This window comes from Paenibacillus sp. FSL H3-0321, assembly GCF_038002865.1.
Taxonomy (GTDB): Bacteria; Bacillota; Bacilli; order Paenibacillales; family Paenibacillaceae; genus Paenibacillus_AQ.
This window is the reverse complement of the sequence record NZ_JBBODH010000001.1, coordinates 5,235,053-5,252,511: the sequence shown is the minus strand read 5'-3', so window position 1 is coordinate 5,252,511 and position 17,459 is coordinate 5,235,053. Positions and strand designations below refer to the sequence as shown.

The 17,459-nt window shown below is 50.7% G+C and carries 14 protein-coding genes; 3 read left to right on the top strand and 11 right to left on the bottom strand.

Annotation, left to right across the window (positions count from 1 at the left end):
• Genes MHI45_RS23530 through MHI45_RS23520 form a run of 3 tightly spaced genes read right to left on the bottom strand, consistent with a single transcriptional unit; the run spans position 1 to position 3,082 of the window.
• A complete protein-coding gene (locus tag MHI45_RS23530) occupies positions 1 to 1,308 on the bottom strand; it encodes an ABC transporter substrate-binding protein (protein ID WP_076110377.1) in 1,308 nt (435 codons plus the stop codon).
• 59 nt (positions 1,309 to 1,367) lie between these two features.
• Positions 1,368 to 2,201 (bottom strand): carbohydrate ABC transporter permease, encoded by an 834-nt coding sequence (locus MHI45_RS23525; RefSeq protein WP_038586231.1) that lies wholly within the window; start codon positions 2,199 to 2,201, stop codon positions 1,368 to 1,370.
• Complete coding sequence (locus tag MHI45_RS23520; protein ID WP_038586228.1) at positions 2,201 to 3,082, bottom strand: carbohydrate ABC transporter permease; 882 nt, start codon at positions 3,080 to 3,082, stop codon at positions 2,201 to 2,203. Before MHI45_RS23520 ends, MHI45_RS23525 begins: the two co-directional genes overlap by 1 nt.
• A 133-nt stretch (positions 3,083 to 3,215) precedes the next feature.
• On the opposite strand from MHI45_RS23520, the gene MHI45_RS23515 reads away from it, so the two are divergent.
• Both MHI45_RS23515 and MHI45_RS23510 read left to right on the top strand, forming a co-directional pair.
• Positions 3,216 to 5,039, top strand: a complete 1,824-nt coding sequence (locus MHI45_RS23515) for a cache domain-containing sensor histidine kinase (protein WP_076110378.1) — start codon at positions 3,216 to 3,218, stop codon at positions 5,037 to 5,039.
• Complete coding sequence (locus tag MHI45_RS23510; RefSeq protein ID WP_076110379.1) at positions 5,036 to 6,697, top strand: helix-turn-helix domain-containing protein; 1,662 nt, start codon at positions 5,036 to 5,038, stop codon at positions 6,695 to 6,697. Before MHI45_RS23515 ends, MHI45_RS23510 begins: the two co-directional genes overlap by 4 nt.
• Positions 6,698 to 7,311: 614 nt before the next feature.
• Here MHI45_RS23510 and MHI45_RS23505 read toward each other — a convergent pair.
• The 3 genes from MHI45_RS23505 to yicI all read right to left on the bottom strand — a co-directional run bounded on the left by MHI45_RS23505 (position 7,312) and on the right by yicI (position 11,279).
• Positions 7,312 to 7,503 carry a hypothetical protein gene (locus tag MHI45_RS23505; protein ID WP_076110381.1) on the bottom strand — a complete coding sequence of 64 codons (192 nt, stop codon included), beginning with the start codon at positions 7,501 to 7,503 and terminating at the stop codon, positions 7,312 to 7,314.
• Between the two features lie 83 nt (positions 7,504 to 7,586).
• Positions 7,587 to 8,753 carry an SGNH/GDSL hydrolase family protein gene (locus MHI45_RS23500; protein WP_076110382.1) on the bottom strand — a complete coding sequence of 389 codons (1,167 nt, stop codon included), beginning with the start codon at positions 8,751 to 8,753 and terminating at the stop codon, positions 7,587 to 7,589.
• A gap of 204 nt (positions 8,754 to 8,957) precedes the next feature.
• On the bottom strand, positions 8,958 to 11,279 hold the full coding sequence (yicI, locus tag MHI45_RS23495; protein WP_076110383.1) for an alpha-xylosidase: 2,322 nt from the start codon (positions 11,277 to 11,279) through the stop codon (positions 8,958 to 8,960).
• A gap of 126 nt (positions 11,280 to 11,405) precedes the next feature.
• Here yicI and MHI45_RS23490 point away from each other — a divergent pair, with 126 nt between their 5' ends.
• The gene (locus MHI45_RS23490) at positions 11,406 to 12,323 is read left to right on the top strand and encodes an AraC family transcriptional regulator (protein ID WP_038586210.1); all 918 of its coding nucleotides are present in this window, start codon (positions 11,406 to 11,408) and stop codon (positions 12,321 to 12,323) included.
• A gap of 62 nt (positions 12,324 to 12,385) precedes the next feature.
• On the opposite strand, the gene MHI45_RS23485 is transcribed toward MHI45_RS23490, so the two are convergent.
• The 5 genes from MHI45_RS23485 to MHI45_RS23465 are packed head-to-tail and all read right to left on the bottom strand — an operon-like array spanning position 12,386 to position 17,453.
• Positions 12,386 to 13,471 carry an ABC transporter ATP-binding protein gene (locus MHI45_RS23485; protein WP_076110384.1) on the bottom strand — a complete coding sequence of 362 codons (1,086 nt, stop codon included), beginning with the start codon at positions 13,469 to 13,471 and terminating at the stop codon, positions 12,386 to 12,388.
• Positions 13,472 to 13,485: 14 nt separating this feature from the next.
• The gene (locus tag MHI45_RS23480; protein WP_038586204.1) at positions 13,486 to 14,268 is read right to left on the bottom strand and encodes an ABC transporter permease; all 783 of its coding nucleotides are present in this window, start codon (positions 14,266 to 14,268) and stop codon (positions 13,486 to 13,488) included.
• A gap of 1 nt (position 14,269) precedes the next feature.
• Positions 14,270 to 15,127 carry an ABC transporter permease gene (locus MHI45_RS23475; RefSeq protein WP_038586199.1) on the bottom strand — a complete coding sequence of 286 codons (858 nt, stop codon included), beginning with the start codon at positions 15,125 to 15,127 and terminating at the stop codon, positions 14,270 to 14,272.
• A gap of 37 nt (positions 15,128 to 15,164) precedes the next feature.
• On the bottom strand, positions 15,165 to 16,238 hold the full coding sequence (locus MHI45_RS23470) for an ABC transporter substrate-binding protein (RefSeq protein ID WP_340894711.1): 1,074 nt from the start codon (positions 16,236 to 16,238) through the stop codon (positions 15,165 to 15,167).
• A gap of 45 nt (positions 16,239 to 16,283) precedes the next feature.
• A complete protein-coding gene (locus MHI45_RS23465) occupies positions 16,284 to 17,453 on the bottom strand; it encodes an amidohydrolase family protein (RefSeq protein ID WP_340894712.1) in 1,170 nt (389 codons plus the stop codon).
• Positions 17,454 to 17,459: the final 6 nt, after the last annotated feature.

The window sequence follows — 17,459 nt, the reverse complement described above, 5'->3', positions numbered from 1 at the left end:
TTATTTCTTCAGCTTGTCCCAAGCAGCCTGCATGCCTTTTTCCCAGCCGGCTTCGTCGACTTTATCGGCAACCAGCTGTTGAATGACGCTTGCGAATTCCTGTGTTACGCCATCAGGGAATTTAGAGGATTGCAGACCGTACACTTTGCCATCCTGTACATATTTCCATACATCCGAACCCAGCAAACCGATGTCTTCCGGAGTAGCTTCGATTGTGGACAAGGCAGGGATGAATTTCCATTTTTTAGTGATGTATTCTTTACCCATATCGGAAGTTACCAGCCAGTTCAGGAATGTCTTAGCTTCTTCTTTCGATCCGGATTCTTTGTTCACAACCAGGTTGGCAGGAATCCCAACAGTCAGCTTGTTATTTTTCTCAGCATCATCATTGATCGGCATAGGGAACATACCGATGTTCATGTCAGGTGTAATGTTGTCTACAAGTGTTTGTGCCCAGTTGCCTTCCTGCATCATAGCGGTTTCGCCGTTAGCGAACATCGCCAGGTGAGTGTTGGCATCAGTAGTTAGTGGGTTTTTTTGTCCGTATTTCACAGTCAGCTTAAGCAGGTTGCTCCAATCTTTGAATACTGGGTTGCCCACGATCGTGGAAGTACCTGCGTTAAGTCCGCTGATGAATTCATCTACATTATCTTGTTGTGCAAAAGCTACGCTGATGCCCTGGTTACCCAGCAGCCACCACTCTTGATAAGCGTTGCCGAAAGGAATAACATCGATAGCCTGCAATTTCTTAGCTGCTTCTTCAAGCTCAGTGATTGTTTTTGGAGTTTCAGTAATGCCGGCTTTTTCGAACAGGTCTTTGTTGTACACATAACCGATACCTTCAAGGTTCATTGGCATACCGTAGGTTTTGCCGTCTTTGGTCATGGGTTCAGCCGCCAAAGGAATCAGATCCTTCACCCAAGGCTGGTCGGACAGATCTTCCAATTTATCGCCCCACAGATCCATTTCGGCATAACCGCCGTTGGAGAAAATGTCAGGTGCATCGCCGGAAGCGAATTTGGTCTTCAACGCTGCTGCATAGTCTGCGCCACCGCCGACAGTTTGGATATCCAGCTTGATGTTAGGGTTTTCTTTTTCAAATTCAACCTTCAGTTCATTGAGGCCTTCAACGATTTCAGTCTTGAATTGGAAGATCTTAACCGTTTTAGTTTCGCCGCTTTTATTGCCAGCGCTTCCATTTTGAGCAGTATTTGAAGCAGTATTGTTATTGTTGCCACCGCATGCCGCGAGCACAACAGACATCAGCAGGACGCTGGACATCATCAGTGCAGAACGTTTCTTCATCATTCTAATTTCCCCCTTGAATAAATTTACTAGCTTTAATATTTGGAACGGGGGGCCCGGTGTTAACCTTTCACCGAGCCAGCCGCTATTCCTTCAACAATGTAACGCTGCATAAACAGGTAGAATACTACGATTGGAGCTACACCAAGCGCAAGCGCCGGAAGCGCCATATCCCATTGCTTCGTGTACTGCCCGAAGAACGAGAAGGTTGCCAGCGGAATGGTCCGAAGTTCCGGTGCCTGAAGAATCAGGGACGGGAGCAGGTAGTCATTCCAGATACCGAGTGCATTCAAGACGATCGTGGTCATCAGCATCGGTTTCAACAGCGGGAGCACAATCCGGAAGAAAGCACTGATCGGATTACAGCCATCCACGGTTGCCGCTTCTTCAATCTCAAGAGGCACCGATTTGATGAAACCATGGAACAGGAAGATCGCCATCGGAACACTGATCCCCAGATTGGTGATAATCAGTCCAGCGAAGGAGTTATTAACTCCAATAATATTAACGACTTTCAGGATCGGAATCATGATCGTCTGGAAAGGAACCACCATTGCCGCTACGAACAGAAGCAGCAGAATCTGATTGAACCGTGTGTTGGCGCGAACCATACGATAGGCAGCCATAGCACTGAACAGCGAGATAAAGACAACACTGATGACTGTGACTATGATCGAATTGCGGAAAGCTTCAGAGAAGCGGGCCAATTTCCATGCATTGGAATAGTTGGACCACATGAAGACTTCCGGCCAGCTTGCCGCGTCGCTTAGGATTTCACCGAACGATTTCACCGAGTTCGCCAGCAAGAAATAAAACGGAGACAGGAAGAGCAGTGCAAGCAGGATCATGAACACTTCAATCCCGATATTCCATCTGCCTTTTGACTTTGCGTTCATTAAGCTTCGACCTCCTTGCTCTTCGTAACACGGACCTGAATCACAGTAATAATCGCCACAATTACGAAGAACAGCAGTGCTTTTGCAGTACCCAGACCGTAACGGTTGTTCAGGAAGGCTTCATTGTAAATATTCATAGCCACGGATTCCGTTGATTTGAACGGTCCGCCTTTCGTCAAGGAAAGGTTAAGGTCGAACATTTTGAAAGACCAGGAAATCGCCAGGAACAAACCGATGGTTACAGCAGGCATGATCAGCGGCACTACAATGTTGCGCAGCACCTGCATCCGGGAAGCCCCGTCAATCTCAGCCGCCTCCAGCACCTCTTTCGACACATTGCTGAGCGAAGCGATGTAGATTACCATCAGATAACCGGAAGACTGCCAGACAAAGACCATGACAATCGCCCAGAAGCCGGTTGTTGCATCACCGAGCCAAGGAAGATTGAAGAAGGACCAGCCAGTCATACCCCCGAGTGTTGAGAACCCTTTGATGAAGATAAACTGCCATATAAAACCAAGCAACAATCCCCCGATAACATTCGGCATGAAGAAAATGGTACGGAGCATATTACGTGTTTTTAAAGGTTTAGTTAGCAGATAGGCCAGGAAAAAGCCCACTACATTGGTCAATATAACCCCCAGCACAGTAAATCTTACTGTAAACCAGAAGGATGACCAGAAATCCGGATCATTTGTAAAAATCGCTTTAAAGTTATCAAAGCCAACCCAGCTTACATTACCAGATACGCCGTTCCAGTCTGTAAAGGAATAATACATCCCCATTAGAAATGGAATAATCGTAATCAGGGTAAAGAACAATAAGGCCGGTCCGACGAAAAAAAGCTGTTGACCAAATTGGGACAACTTATTGCCGCGCATTTACCCGTCCCCCTTTCTTTTACTCACTTACTTGTTTATGATCTAAACATATTATCCGTTTTTTTGCGGACTCCTTACACCTACGCAAGTGATCTTTGAGGTGTAAAATATTGATCGGAAGTGACAAGAATCGATGAAATGGAACAATATCCGCACCAAGCTGATCGTTTTTTTACTCCTGCCAACATTAGTCTGTATTATGGCTACGATGTACATCAGCTATTCCTATACGACAGAGTCCTTAAGGACCCGGGCCGTGGATGAGAATAAGAATCTGCTGTATCAAGGCTACAAAAATATTAATAGTCTGATCCAGGAAGTGAGCCGGCTGTCTCTGATCGCCTATTCGGATTCCGACTTCTACCGCTTGCTTGAAGCCGGATATGACGACTTGACTGCCGATATTTCGATCTATTCCTCGCTCAATTACATCTCGACCTCCATGCCTGATATTTCACAGGTGTATCTGTACGGCGTCAAAGACGGAAAGGCAACACTGGTGACACAAAATACGACACCCAAACGCTGGCAGGCAACCGCTCCTTATGCTGATTCCCAAAACACCGGTGTCTCCCAGGTAGCTGTACAGAGCACTCACATGAGCACCGCCTACGGGGTGACTTCACCGTTTCCGCAGTTCACTTCAGAGCCGGTGTTCACGATGCATAGAAGAATTGAGAAAATCCCGTCCTCCAAGGTCCTCGGCTATTTGTCGGTGGATGTGAGACTGACTGCACTTACCGACATTGTGGATCAATTGTATGAGCAGAATCAGGAGAACGTCTATCTGGTGGATGACAGCGGAACGCTGGTCTACAGCCACGATACCGCCGCTCTGGGCAAACCGCTGAACGCTACCTGGTATAATAAGCAGATTGCAGCGAATGACCGTGATCAAGGGTATTTTGAAGAAGGCGGGGCTGTATTTATTTATCAAAAAATTGAAAGCCCCGGCCTCAACTGGACACTGGTGAAGCAAATTCCGGTATCCTACCTGTTCCGCGAAGCCAAAGAGGCGGCGCAAATCAATATCCTCCTGCTGGTCCTGCTGATGATTATGATTATCGCCTTGACGATCCTCATCTCTTTCCGGATCACGGCTCCAATCAAGCAGCTCAGCCGGTACATGACCCAAGTTCAGACCGGTAATCTTGAGATTGACATCCGCCCAACGGGCAAGGATGAGATCGGCGTGGTGACTGAACATTTCCGCAACATGATGGATACGATCAACAACCTGATTTTGCGGGAATACCGGCTGGAGCTGTCCAATAAAACCAATGAGCTGAGGGCACTGCAGGCACAGATCAACCCGCATTTCCTGAACAATACGCTGCAGATTATCGGCACGCTTGCGCTTGAACTGAAGGTGCCGCAAATCTATGGCCTACTCTCGGCATTGGCCAAAATGATGCGGTACAGCATGTATAATGATGAGAAGATCGTGACCATCCAGAATGAGCTGGACCATGTCAAAGCCTATATCGAGCTGCAGAAGGAACGTTTTGAAAATAAGTTCAGTTTCCGCTACGATATGGAAGAATCGCTGCTCCATGCCCTGATGCCGAAGATGATTCTGCAGCCGATTGTGGAGAATTATTTCAAACACGGCTTTAATCTGTCCCGCAATGACGGATTTATTGAGATCACAGCAGCCAAGCTGGAGTCCGGGCGGATGGAAATTAATATTCAGAACAACGGCCACTCCATCCCGCCGGCCCGGCTGGAAATGCTCCGCAAGGAGCTTCAGCAGCCCGGTTCACTGGACGTCGCCACACTGAAAAGCAGTGACAGCAAACGTGATGCTCCGGGCGCAGGCATCGGCCTGGGGAACGTGCTGGCGCGGCTGCGGCTGGTATGCGGGGATGATGCAGCCCTAACCGTGGACAATCTGGAGACAGGCGGAGTTATAGTCAGACTGGAAATTGAAATATTAGTGGAGAGTGAACGGATATGAAGGCGCTTATAGTAGATGATGAAGCAAGAGTCAGAAAAGCGGTAAGGCTCCTGGTCGACTGGGACGCTCATCACATTGATGAGATTCTGGAAGCGGGAAACGGCAATGAAGCGATTGAAGTCATTCGTGAGGCGAAACCGGCTCTAGTCATCATGGACATGATGATGGAATCGGGCAGCGGAGTTGAGCTGATGACCTGGGTCAATGAATTCGCCGGCAACACCAAATTTATTGTGGTCAGCGGGCATAATGATTTTGACTTCGTACGCCAGACTGTCCGCAACGGCGGCATTGATTATATCCTCAAGCCGATTGAAGCTGAAGCGATCAATACTGCGGTCTCCAAGGCGGTAGCCGCCTGGCGGTCCGAGGAAGAGGAACGCAGCCAGCGGCAGCAGCAGAGCATCCGGCTGAATGAAATCAAACCGATTTACGGGGAGAAACTGCTCTCGGCACTGATAGACGATCCCATCAATTCCGAAGCTTCGCTGCGCAGACTGGTAAGCGAGGGGGTTATTCCGGGGAATGCCGAATCCTCCCGGCTGATCCTCGTACAGACAGACAGCGGGAACAATCCGCTGCTGAAACGGTTCGGCGGTGACAGCGAGCTGCTCTATTACGCCATTGTGAATATCTGCAATGAATTCCTGCATCCGCAAAGCAAGGGCATCGCCTTTCGCTATTGGGGCGGCCCTCCGGAGATCGCAATCATTCTGTGGGATGTGCAGGAATCTGTAGTGGAGCTGATTAGCCGGATCAATCAGGGCATTTACCGTACCCTGCAGTTCCGGATGCACTTTGGCATCAGCAATACAGGAAGCCTGCCGCACCGGCTGTCGATGCAACGCACAGAAGCCGCCGAAGCATTGCTCCGGCGGAATTTGTTAAGTCATGAGGATTATTGCCATTTCCCTTCTTCAACCGATGCACACGGCAAGACCGTTAGTCCATCCGGGGATGGGAGCGCCAGCCACGGATCTCCCGTCATTTTCGCCCATGTTCAGGAGGATTGGAAATTGGCTGTCATCAGCGGAAACAACGAAGCACTGTCAGACGCCGCGCAGCATTGGACCCATGAACTAAGCCGCGGAGGCGTCGTTACTCCCGAAATGCTGAATGCCTGGAAGGCAGATGTCCTGCTGTTCCGTATCCGGCTGGTGCGGGATGCTTTGGGCGTACGGGCAGACGCCGCTCTGGCAGAGCTGGAGCATGCCGACCAGTTGAACCCGGCTCCTTATACCAACGGATATTCTTTCTCCTTGTTTGCCTGGCGCGATTGGTCCTTTGCCCTGATGCAGCGCCTGTCGCAGGAGCTTTCGGCCAGACAGGTCAAAGAGAGCAATCCGATGTCAGACATTGTCCGGTACGTCGAGCAGAATTATGCATCCGACCTCTCCCTGCAGGAGGTAGCGGGCAAATTCTACGTTAGCCGTGAATATGTCTCCCGCAAATTCAAACAGGAATATGGCATCAACTTCTCCGACTATATCGGCAATGTCCGCATTGAGAAGGCCAAGCTGCTGCTGCAGAATCCCAACCTGAAGCTGTCACAAATCTCGGAAATGGTCGGTTTCCATGATGTGAAATATTTCAGCAAGGTATTCAAAAAGCAGGTCGGCAGCTCCCCGAAGGACTACCGTATCCAGAAAAACATTTAAGATTGCAGGAGCTGCCGTAGCAGCTCTTAGTAGCTCTTAGTAGCTTTTAGTAGCTCTTTAGTAGCTTAATAGCTCTTAGCAGCTTTTTGTAGCTCTTTGTAGCTCTTTGTAGCTCTTTGTAGCTCTTCGTAGCTCTTTGTAGCTCTTTGTAGCTCTTCGTAGCTCTTTGTAGCTCTTTGTAGCTCTTTGTAGCTCTTTGTAGCTCTTTGTAGCTCTTTGTAGCTCTTTGTATCTACCATTATCCGGTAATTTTTCCGATTCCGGATGCTGACTGTCCATACGATTGGTGTCGGTACTCAGCGCTTTAACGGGAATATGCAAACTGGGAAGAACCCATGTGTATCTATGTGAGATCTCGTGAGATCTCGTAAGATTGCCGCGAGACTCCAATGAGATTTCAGTGAGCTCCAAGTGAGTTCCAAGTGAGATTCGGAGACCATGGATGACGGTACCCAAGGAAACCGGCAATACGATACACTTAGCGGAGAATCCTGCCGCTATTTTGCTCGAAATGCCCTTTTCGGGAGCATTAAAGGAAAAATTTACCGGTAACTTGAGCTAGTTACCTGAATTACTCCGAATCAGCAAATTTAGCGGGAGAAATTCCCGTTCCACTATGAGTTGACCTCATAGTCAAAGAAATAGCGGGCACTATTCCCGCAATATATGCAATCAGCACCCAGGCCGCAGCGCCGCCTGCTGTATACGGCCATACTCACCAGCAGCGGCCTGCCTTCGAGCCGCTGCCTGTAGTCCCGGCGGCGGCCTGCCTTCGAGTCGCCGCCTGTAGTCTCAGCGGCAGCCACCCGTCAGCTGTGCCCATCACCCGTAGTAACTATCTTACGTCTACGTGTGCGGACAACGCTGACCGATTACTCCGCTCCCCGCTTCAATACCATGCCAAAAAGGCTTCAGCAACGGCCTTCCCGGCGGTGCCGTTCGGATGCGGGTCATATTCGCCGCTCATGTACTCCGCTCTGATTCTGTGCTCAGCCGGGGCCGGCATAGCCAGCACGGAGGCGATGTCAAACACGCGGCTGACACCTGCAGGCGGATTCGTCAGAATCTCCATATTGACCTTACGCCACGCCTGCTCCCGCTCTTCCGCAAAGTTGAACGGCGGCACGGTGCTCAGAATAACCTCTGCCCCTCCATTCGCCTCTTTGATCTTGGCGATAATATCGCTTAAATCCCTGAGCAGCTCTTCTGCCGAACGCTGGCCGATATCAAGATCATTGACCCCGAGCACGATCAGCACCTCATCCCCCTGCTTTGCTTTGTTCATCCACGGGCCATCTGCGGCTACATCATAAGCCCGGCCCCAGCCGGAGCCGATATTCCACAGTCCGTAATCCGTTCCCAGTCCCTCGGCAATCCGCGCAGCCCAATAGCTGTATTGATCCTTCTCCGTCCGTACCCCCTGCGTGATCGAATCGCCCAGGAACACCAGCCTCTTCGCCACTTGTTTCTTGTAGCCGATATAGCTTGGCAGCACCAGCAGCTTGTCCGACAAGCTAAACGCCTCTGCCGATTCCTGCCCGGCCAGATTCCCCGGCCCGTCATAGGCTGAGACCAGAATTCCTTCCACGTTGTAGGGCAGCGTTTTGCCGGGGGATGACGTCTTAATCGTCCAGGTGAACGCCAAATAATGTCCCTCCGACAGTTCCAGGCTTGCTTCATCGCTCCAGAAGGTTTCTCCAGCTTCAACCTGCTTCGTGCGGCTGCCTGCAAAGGTTAGCGGAACCGAAGTCCCGGCGGTTAACGTTCCATCCGGAACACTTCCTCCGTCTGAGAAGTATGCCGCTTCAATGCTCCATTCCCCGCCCGGCTCGCTTCCGTTTGCATCCTGCCCCAGATCCCAAGTCGAATCCACGCTGTTACTGTGCCAGAATTTAAGCGTCAGGCTGCCATTCTCCCGCAAACGGATGTATGTCCGGAAGGTATGGGTGAACGGCTCCGGCGAGTTCATGATATAGTTGGCCGCGCTCGATAATGCTGTAGCTGAAGAGTAGTCCGGCTGGCTGTACACTCCATTGTCTTCTATTATCCTTGTCATATGTAATCCTCCATTATTTAAGCATATCTTAGAGCATCTTAAATTAATTACCGTGTGTTCACAGCATTCAACCTATCTTCACAGCATTTATCCTATCTTTCACATCATTGATCACGTAACCCTCAGCATCCAAAAAGCTCTCTGATGAAATCAGGGACGGAGGTCCCCTGTCATCAGAGAGCTTAAATTATATGCTGTATAAACCTATTTCAGTGTAATGGTGAACGATACGGATTTGCTTCCGGCGTTTACCTTCACTGTAGTCTCATCCGCTTGGTCTGCACCTTCTACGGAAGCGATAGTGCCCAGATCCTTCACTGCCAGCGTGAATGCTTTGCCGCTGCCTTCAGCAGCTACCGTTACAGTATTGCCTTTGCGTTCAGCCTTCACGGTCAGCTCAGGAGCGCCCTTGATGTCACGGACGGTTGCAGTCGTTGCCGCTCCGTCTTCCAGCGAGTACAATCCGAATTTCACGCCATCGGCAAAATCATAATCCGGACGGGTATCTACACTGCCTGTTGCAAGCAGCGAGTTCTGACGGACGAACAGCGGCAGACTGAAGAAATCATGTGTTTCCTTGCGCCATGATCCGCCCTGCACAGTTTCACCGTTAAGCAGGTGTGTCCAGCGTCCAGCAGGCAGATAATATTTCACTTCGCCGTTCTCCTGGAAGATTGGAGCCACCAGCAGGGAATCACCCAGCATGTATTGACGATCCAGCACTTCGCAGGTCGGATCTTCCGGGAATTCCATCACCATCGCCCGCATCGAAGCCCAGCCTTCTTCATGCGCCTGACCGGCCACATCATACAGGTAAGGCATCAAGCTGCATTTGAGCTTGGTGAAGAAGCGGGTAACATCAACAGCTTCATCGTCGTAAGCCCAAGGCACACGGTACGAGGTGCTGCCGTGCAGACGGCTGTGGCTGGACAGGAGGCCAAACGCCAGCCAGCGTTTGAAGACATGCGCCGGAGCCGTGTTCTCGAAGCCGCCGATATCATGACTCCAGAAGCCGAAGCCGGACAGACCGAGGGACAAGCCGCCGCGAAGGCTTTCTGCCATTGATTCATAATCTGCGTAGCAGTCGCCGCCCCAGTGAACCGGGAACTGCTGCCCGCCGGCGGTTGCCGAACGTGCGAATACTGCCGCTTCATTTTTGCCAAGCTTCTCTTCCAATACATCGAAGACAACCTTGTTGTACAGCTGAGTGTAGTAGTTGTGCATTTTCTGCGGATCGGAGCCGTCGAAGTACACAACATCCGTCGGAATCCGTTCGCCGAAGTCCGTCTTGAAGCTGTCTACGCCCATATCCACCAGGTCGCGCAGGTATCCGGCATACCACTCACAAGCTGCAGGGTTCGTGAAGTCCACAAGCCCCATGCCTGCTTGCCACAGGTCAGTCTGGTAGACATCGCCGTTTGCTTTTTTGATCAGATAGCCGTTCTTTTTGCCTTCTTCAAACAACGGTGAACGTTGTCCGATATAAGAGTTGATCCAGACGCAGATTTTCAGGCCTTTTTCCTTCAGGCGTTTCAGCATGCCAACCGGGTCCGGGAATACACGGGAGTCCCACTGGAAATCGGTCCATTGGTATTCACGCATCCAGAAGCAGTCGAAGTGGAAGACATGCAGCGGAAGATCACGCTCAGCCATGCCTTCTACGAAGGAGTTAACTGTTGCTTCATCATAGTCGGTAGTGAACGAAGTTGTCAGCCACAGGCCGAAGGTCCATGCCGGAGGAAGCGCTGGCTTGCCGGTTAGGGAAGTATATTTGCTGATGACCTCTTTGATCGTAGGTCCCTCGATAACGAAGTATTCCAAGCTTTCGCCGGCTACGCTGAATTGGGCCTTTTTCACTTTTTCCGAACCGATTTCATACGAAACTAGCTCAGGCTGATTCACAAATACGCCGTAGCCTTTGCTTGTTACATAGAACGGAATGTTCTTGTACGCCTGCTCGGAGCTTGTACCGCCGTCTTTGTTCCAGATATCAACAACCTGTCCATTTTTGACAAAAGCAGTGAAGCGCTCACCCAGACCATAGACGAATTCACCTACGCCGATATCCAGCTCTTCACGCATGAAGGTGTTGCCGTCCTGATCTGTGATGTAAGCCATGGATTTGTAACCACTGCCTGTAATGCGCTCGTCGCCGCGGTAGAAATCCACTGCCCATTGCTCGCCCTTGCGGATGACTACGCGCAGCCCGCCGCTGATCAGCACGGTTTCCGAATCAGTTTCTTCAATTTGTACGTGGTCGCCAGTTCCCTTGGTCAATTCGAAAGCGGGACCGCGGTCAATTACGCCGTCATTATGAATGATCTTCACGCCTACCACACCCGGAAGCGGAGAATGGAATTTTACGGTCAGCAGCGTTGAGTTAAGGGTTGCTGCGCGTCCTGTAATTGGAGTGGTTTGGGTAATTGCCGTCAAACCCTCAGAAGTTTTTTCCACTACATAGTTTTGCACTGCGCCGTTGATGTTGATTCCGTCGCGAACCAGCCAGAGGCCGTCTGTAAATTTCATGTGTGACTTGCCACCCTTCAATTTGGTGTTTATAGTTGCATTATAACGATAATAAAAATACAAAACTAATATAATATAGCTCATTTATAACACTATTCTGATGTTTTTACCGAAAGGAGCCCAATTATGGACCGCACATCACAACGTTTGCTTAAAGAAGACCGTGTGCATGGTGATGTTATGTTCCCGCTAGCCGCCTATTGGATCGAGCTTCCGGCCGGAACCCATGTCCTGGATACGCACTGGCATGAGGAGGCAGAGTTCTTTATGCTGCTGGAAGGCGAGATTCTGTTTCAGGTCGATACCGATTATTTCCCTCTCAGGGCCGGTGAGGCCGTATTCATCGAATCCGGCGATATTCATGCCGCCTATGTGCTGAAGGAAGGCCCTTGCAGGTTCTGTGCACTTGTCTTTCACCCCGATCTGCTCGCCAGCGCCCAATATGATGCCATTCAGCATACAGTGATTCTGCCGCTGCAGGAGAAACGCCAAAGCTTCCCCAGACATCTTACACCAGAGATTGCCTGGCAGCAGGAACTGCTCCACCATCTCGAACGTTTGATGGAGGCATATGCTAATAAAATGCCCGGATTTGAGTCCTTTATGAAAGGGACTTTGCTTATCATGCTCTCGCAGATCGCGATCGAGGGCCGTTCTGTGAACCATACCCAGTCGGAGGGTGCGGATACAACCAAGATCAACCGGCTGAAGAAGGTCATCCTCTACATCCAGGACAATTATCAGGAGCCAATACGAACCCGTGATTTGTCCGAGCTTATACCCATGAGCGAAGGACAGTTCTGCCGCTTCTTCAAGGCAATGACCCGCAAGACGCCGGTGGATTACATCAATTCCTACCGGATCCGCCAGGCCGCAGATCTGCTGCAGCAAAGCGACCGCAAAATATCCGACATCGCCATGGATGTCGGATTCGATAACGTCAGCTATTTCATTAAGGTGTTCCGCAAGGCGATGAAATGTTCGCCTTCAGAGTTCCGCAAAGGGGCAGTACAGGGTGCCGGGCAGTCGCAGCTGTATCCGTGAGATGAATGAGCCTCGTTGAAGGGTTACAGAACCATGCGATATGCGGCCCCCTTCCTGACATATCAGAAGGTAAGCGTTTCGTGAACCGGCCACTCGACCACCGCTTCTTCGCCTACCCGCAGATCAAGCTCTCTTCTCGTGTTCTGCAGCCGGATAATAAATTGCTGGTCCAGCGACTTGATTACAACTCCGATCAGATAGGAAGAACCCGAGTAATTGATAAAGGCCACTTCACCCGCCAGCGTATTAAGCCCATGCCCGGGTACCGGATGAGGTTCCGGGCTTTGACGCCGCACAGAAACAGCCTCCGGCCGGACCATAACATATGTCGGAGTGCCCCCGTTCCCGGTTTTCTCCGCAGAAATGGGGTTTCCCTTCGTCAGTTCGAAACGCCACATGCCTTCTGATTCCATGACATTGGTGATCGGAAACAAGTTCGATTCTCCCACAAAATCAGCCACGAACGGGTCGGCAGGATGCATATAAATCTGCTGCGGCGTTCCGGTCTGCACGATATTCCCACCGTTCATTACGGCAATACGGTCAGAAATGACCATCGCTTCCTCCTGGTCATGGGTAACAAAAATCCCGGTAAAACCATACTCCCGCTGCAGCACGCGGATTTCAATTCCCAGCGCCTGACGCAGCTTGGCATCTAGGTTACTGAGCGGCTCATCGAACAATACGAGCGGCGGTTTAAGCACAAGAGTCCGGGCCAGCGCAACCCGCTGCTGCTGTCCGCCGGACATTTGCGCGGGGAACCGTTCTGCAAAATCGTTCAGCCGCACGGAATGCAGAGCCGCCTCCACGCGTTCTCTGATTTCCGATTTCGGCACACCGTGACGCTTCAGTCCAAAAGCTACATTTTCAAAAACGCTTAAGTGAGGGAAAAGGGCATAATTCTGGAAGACTAGTCCAATGTTCCTTTTATGCGGAGCAATGTTTGTGAGTTCCCTGCCATCCAGCCGGATAGAACCCGAGGTCGGATCATGCATGCCTGCAATCATGCGCAGGGTTGTCGTTTTCCCGCACCCGCTCGGTCCGAGAAGCGACAGCATCTCACCGCTCTCTACAGTAACATTCAGATTGTTGACTACGGGTTTTTGCCCGTAATTTTTTACGAGATTTTCGATGATCAGTTGGCTCATGGTGTGCCTCCCCGCTATGTTTTTTTGCCCCACCGCATAATGCCGATCCCCAGCAGCCCAATCAGAATCGTGCCTGTAATAATAATGGAAGATACTGCAGCCAGCGAAGGTGACAGATTGAACTGAATATCCGAATAAATGGTCATTGGCAGCGTATTGATACCTGGACCCGTAAGGAATAAGGCGATAACCAGTTCATCAAAGGAAAGCACCAGACTGAGGAACGCACTGGCGAGCAGCGAGGGTCTGGCAAACGGAAGTGTCACCAGGAAGAAGGTTTTCAGCGGCGAAGCGCCGAGAATGATCGAAGCCTCTTCCACCGACCGCTCCATCCGCGAGAATCCGGCCAGCATGGTCCGCACGACATAAGGAATAATTAAGATGATATGGGCGAGCAGCAATCTCAGGAAGAACATCCGTATGCCCAGATAACTGAAGAAAATCAGCAAGCCGATGCCGAACAGCAGCGTCGGAATGACCAGAGGGGACAGAAACAGCCCTTGCAGCGCATTCTTCAGCCGAAATTCAAACCGCTGTATGGCGTAGGCAATCATCGTCCCAAGCGGCAGCGCAAACAGCGTAGTCAAAACAGCCAGCTTAATACTGGTCAGGAAGGGACCGGTGTACCTCCCGCCTGTCAGCACCTCTTCATACCATCGCAGGGAGAAGCCTTTGGGAGGAAACACCAGAAACTCACCGGAATTAAATGATGAAATGAGGATGACAAGCAGCGGTGCCATAATAAATAGATAGATTAGAGTATTTACTATAGTAAGGAGCGGAAATTTCCTTCTCATATCAAACGACTCCTCCCGGCTTCCTGCCGCTAAGCATCCGTCTGTAGAGACTGGTTACCCCAAGCATGGTCAGCAGTAAAATGACGCCCATAGCAGAAGCATAAGGCCAGTTAAGTAGGTTAATTGTCTGGTTGTAGATTTCTGTAGCCATCAGCTTCACCTTGGCCCCCCCGATTAGGGACGGAGTGACGAAAAAGCTTAATGTAATTGAGAAAACAAGCAATGTTCCAGCAATAATCCCCTGTTTAGAGAGCGGCAGGGTGACGAACCAGAATACCTTTGTTTTCGACGCACCCAGATTGGCAGCCGCACTTTCGAGATTGCGGTCCATGCCTTCCAGCACCGAGTAAAGAACGAGCACCATATAAGGAAGCATGACATGCACCAAAGCAATAATAACACCCGCAGGAGTATACAGTAGCTCAAGCGGCTCCTGGATCAACCCTATTCCGAGCAGGAATTGATTCAGAATTCCTTTGCGGCCCAGAATAATAATCCAGCCGAAGTTGCGGATTACGGCGCTTGTCAACAGAGGGAGCGCGATTAAGATGAGCAGCAGGAAACGGTGTTTGGGCTGAGCCCGGGATACCCCATACGCGAGGCAGTATCCCAGAATCAGACAGATGAAGCTTACGGCAACGCCGATGTACACCGAACGCCAGAGCATTTGCAGATAAAACGGATCTGTGAAGAATCTTCCGTATTGCTGCCAGACGAACGCCGCTTCCATGGCTCCGGATGAGTCCGTTTGATAAAAGCTGAGCATCAGCAGCCGGGCAAGCGGGAGGACAAACACCAGCAGGAAAATTATCAGCCCGGGAGCCAGCAGAATCCAGTAAGGGGGAATGCGTTTCAGCATGGCATTGCAGCTCCCTTCAAATAGTAATGATGCAGTGCTACTGTGAAATCAATTTGCTCCACTTCTCCATCCAATCTGCCTTGTTGTTGTTCACCTGCGCCAAATCAAGATGAATCAGGCCGTTAAACGTATCTTCGCCATTCGGAAGGATGCCTTTCAGCTCATCGGACAACTCTGTCTGGCTATTGGTCGGGGAATAGCCGCCACCCTCAGCAGTCAGCTTCTGAATCTCCGGACGCAGCAGGAAGTCTATATATTTCCGGGCAAGCTCAGGGTTCGGGCTGCCTTTCACCACTTGGGCAGTAATATAGATGCCGACGGCTCCCTCCTTGGGAATCGCAAAGTTAATGGGAATTCCCTGTTTACCAAACGTATAGGCATAACCGGAATCGAACGGGGCTATAACTGCCTCATCCTGGGCGAACAAATTGCCGACTTCGGGACTGGATTTCACAATTGCCGCGGCATTGGGCAGCAAAGTCTTGATCGCATCAAGTCCGGGCTGAATATTATCTTCTCCGCCGCCGTTCATCTTGGCGAGGGCTACCAGGAACTGATTGCCGTAGGTGTTGGAGATATCAACCAAACCGACTTGTCCTTTATATTCTTCCTTCCACAGATCATTCCACGAGGCTGGAGGAGTTGGGATTGCATCACGGTTATAAATCATGCCAAGAGCTTCATAGCCGAAGGTAGGTCCATAGCCTTCAGCACTGCGCGCTTCCGGGTACAGCTGGTCCAGGTTCTCCATCTGCTCCGGGTCGAGCTTCATAATCAGATCCTCTTTGGCTGCAATCTGCTCCTGTCCGCCTGAGAACAGCACCACATCAATGGTTTGATTGTTCTTCTCCGCACGAATCTTGGCCAGCGCATCTGCCGAATACAACGTTACGACTTCAACCTCGGCATTGTACTCCTCTTCAAATTGTTTGATATAGGCACGCTGGGTTTCTTCAATCGCTCCGCCGAAAGAGGTGACCACCAGCTTGCCGCCGGAAGGCTTGTCCGTGGCTGCCGCCGCTGGAGCATCCTTACCCGAACTGCAGGCTGTCGCCGTAATCAGAAGTGTCAGTATACCTGCCGCAGCTTTTCCATAGAACCATTTCCGCATCGCACATATCCCCTTATCGTTCAGATGATGGTATATTCCCTTGGTTTAGCCGTTTGATCTTTCGCCCCAGTTGCGGATATACAGATTGCGTGCATTTTCCGAGAGAACCAGGCCAGCCGCAGTATAAGCATATTCTTCATCAATAATTCCATCTGTCACCAGATCCGTCAGCATTTTACCCAGCTCTTTCTTGATCATCCGGCCACCCAGCCAGCTGACTTCGGGAATCGTGAAACCGTCGGAGCCGTACATCACTTTCGTAAAAGGAGCCATTTCAAAGATTTGCCGCAGCTTCGGCTGCACGCCTATGCTGCTGAAGGGAATCATGGAGGACAAGTCGAGATACACATTATGATACTGATTGACCAGGTAACCGGCTTCTTCAACAAACGGATATGCGGTATGAATGAAAATAATCTTTACAGCCTGATAGTGCGGATCGCTGACGATACTGTGCATCAGCAGCGGACTTGCGAGCTTCACATCCAGCAGCGGGGCATCGCCTGCTCCCGAATGCATCTGAATTGGAATGTCATATTCCATGCACAGCTCGAACGCGAGCAGTACGAGATAGTCACGGACATCTTTTTCAGCTTCAGTATTGTCCGGTGATTCCAGGAACCGGCTGTAGCTGGCTGCGGCCTGGCTCTTGCTGATCTTGTTTATTTTCAGTCCGGTATGGTAGGCAATTACGGTCTTAAAAGCAATAGCCCCCTGATTCTCCACCTCGTCCCGCAGCTCCCGGATGTAGGTCTCTTCCAGTTCCCCGAAGGGTACCTTCTCCTCGAACAGCCGGTGATAGGTAGCTTCCACCCGGTGAATGCGGCGGGTCGGAATGGACGACGAGGTCTGATGGAACCAGTCAAGCTCATCCTGGGCCAACCGCGACCCCATAACCGGGAAACCGTAGTCCACCAGCAGTGATTCCAATCCTACATCCTTGAAAAGCATGTCTACATATTCTTTGGGATTGGCTTGATAACGCTGATTGCGCTGCAGGATCAGTTCGTCATCTGTCACGCGGGGATCAAGCCCAAGCAGCTGGATCATCTCTTTACGGACAATTTTGAATAACAGAGTGTTTCGGGTATCGCGGCTCTTGGGGGGGATCAATGAGAGGGTGAAGCAATTATCGAAACTCTTCTTCTCTCTGGTCGGCATGAATGGATGACAATGGTCGTCAATGATGGGCAAGCGGCTGATATCAATCGTCATGGTAAT

Coding starts and splice junctions, on each gene's coding strand:
- MHI45_RS23530 (WP_076110377.1), bottom strand. CDS start 1,308: ATGATGAAGAAACGTTCTGCACTGATGATGTCCAGCGTCCTGCTGATG.
- MHI45_RS23525 (WP_038586231.1), bottom strand. CDS start 2,201: ATGAACGCAAAGTCAAAAGGCAGATGGAATATCGGGATTGAAGTGTTC.
- MHI45_RS23520 (WP_038586228.1), bottom strand. CDS start 3,082: ATGCGCGGCAATAAGTTGTCCCAATTTGGTCAACAGCTTTTTTTCGTC.
- MHI45_RS23515 (WP_076110378.1), top strand. CDS start 3,216: ATGAAATGGAACAATATCCGCACCAAGCTGATCGTTTTTTTACTCCTG.
- MHI45_RS23510 (WP_076110379.1), top strand. CDS start 5,036: ATGAAGGCGCTTATAGTAGATGATGAAGCAAGAGTCAGAAAAGCGGTA.
- MHI45_RS23500 (WP_076110382.1), bottom strand. CDS start 8,753: ATGACAAGGATAATAGAAGACAATGGAGTGTACAGCCAGCCGGACTAC.
- yicI (WP_076110383.1), bottom strand. CDS start 11,279: ATGAAATTTACAGACGGCCTCTGGCTGGTTCGCGACGGAATCAACATC.
- MHI45_RS23490 (WP_038586210.1), top strand. CDS start 11,406: ATGGACCGCACATCACAACGTTTGCTTAAAGAAGACCGTGTGCATGGT.
- MHI45_RS23485 (WP_076110384.1), bottom strand. CDS start 13,471: ATGAGCCAACTGATCATCGAAAATCTCGTAAAAAATTACGGGCAAAAA.
- MHI45_RS23480 (WP_038586204.1), bottom strand. CDS start 14,268: ATGAGAAGGAAATTTCCGCTCCTTACTATAGTAAATACTCTAATCTAT.
- MHI45_RS23475 (WP_038586199.1), bottom strand. CDS start 15,127: ATGCTGAAACGCATTCCCCCTTACTGGATTCTGCTGGCTCCCGGGCTG.
- MHI45_RS23470 (WP_340894711.1), bottom strand. CDS start 16,238: ATGCGGAAATGGTTCTATGGAAAAGCTGCGGCAGGTATACTGACACTT.
- MHI45_RS23465 (WP_340894712.1), bottom strand. CDS start 17,453: ATGACGATTGATATCAGCCGCTTGCCCATCATTGACGACCATTGTCAT.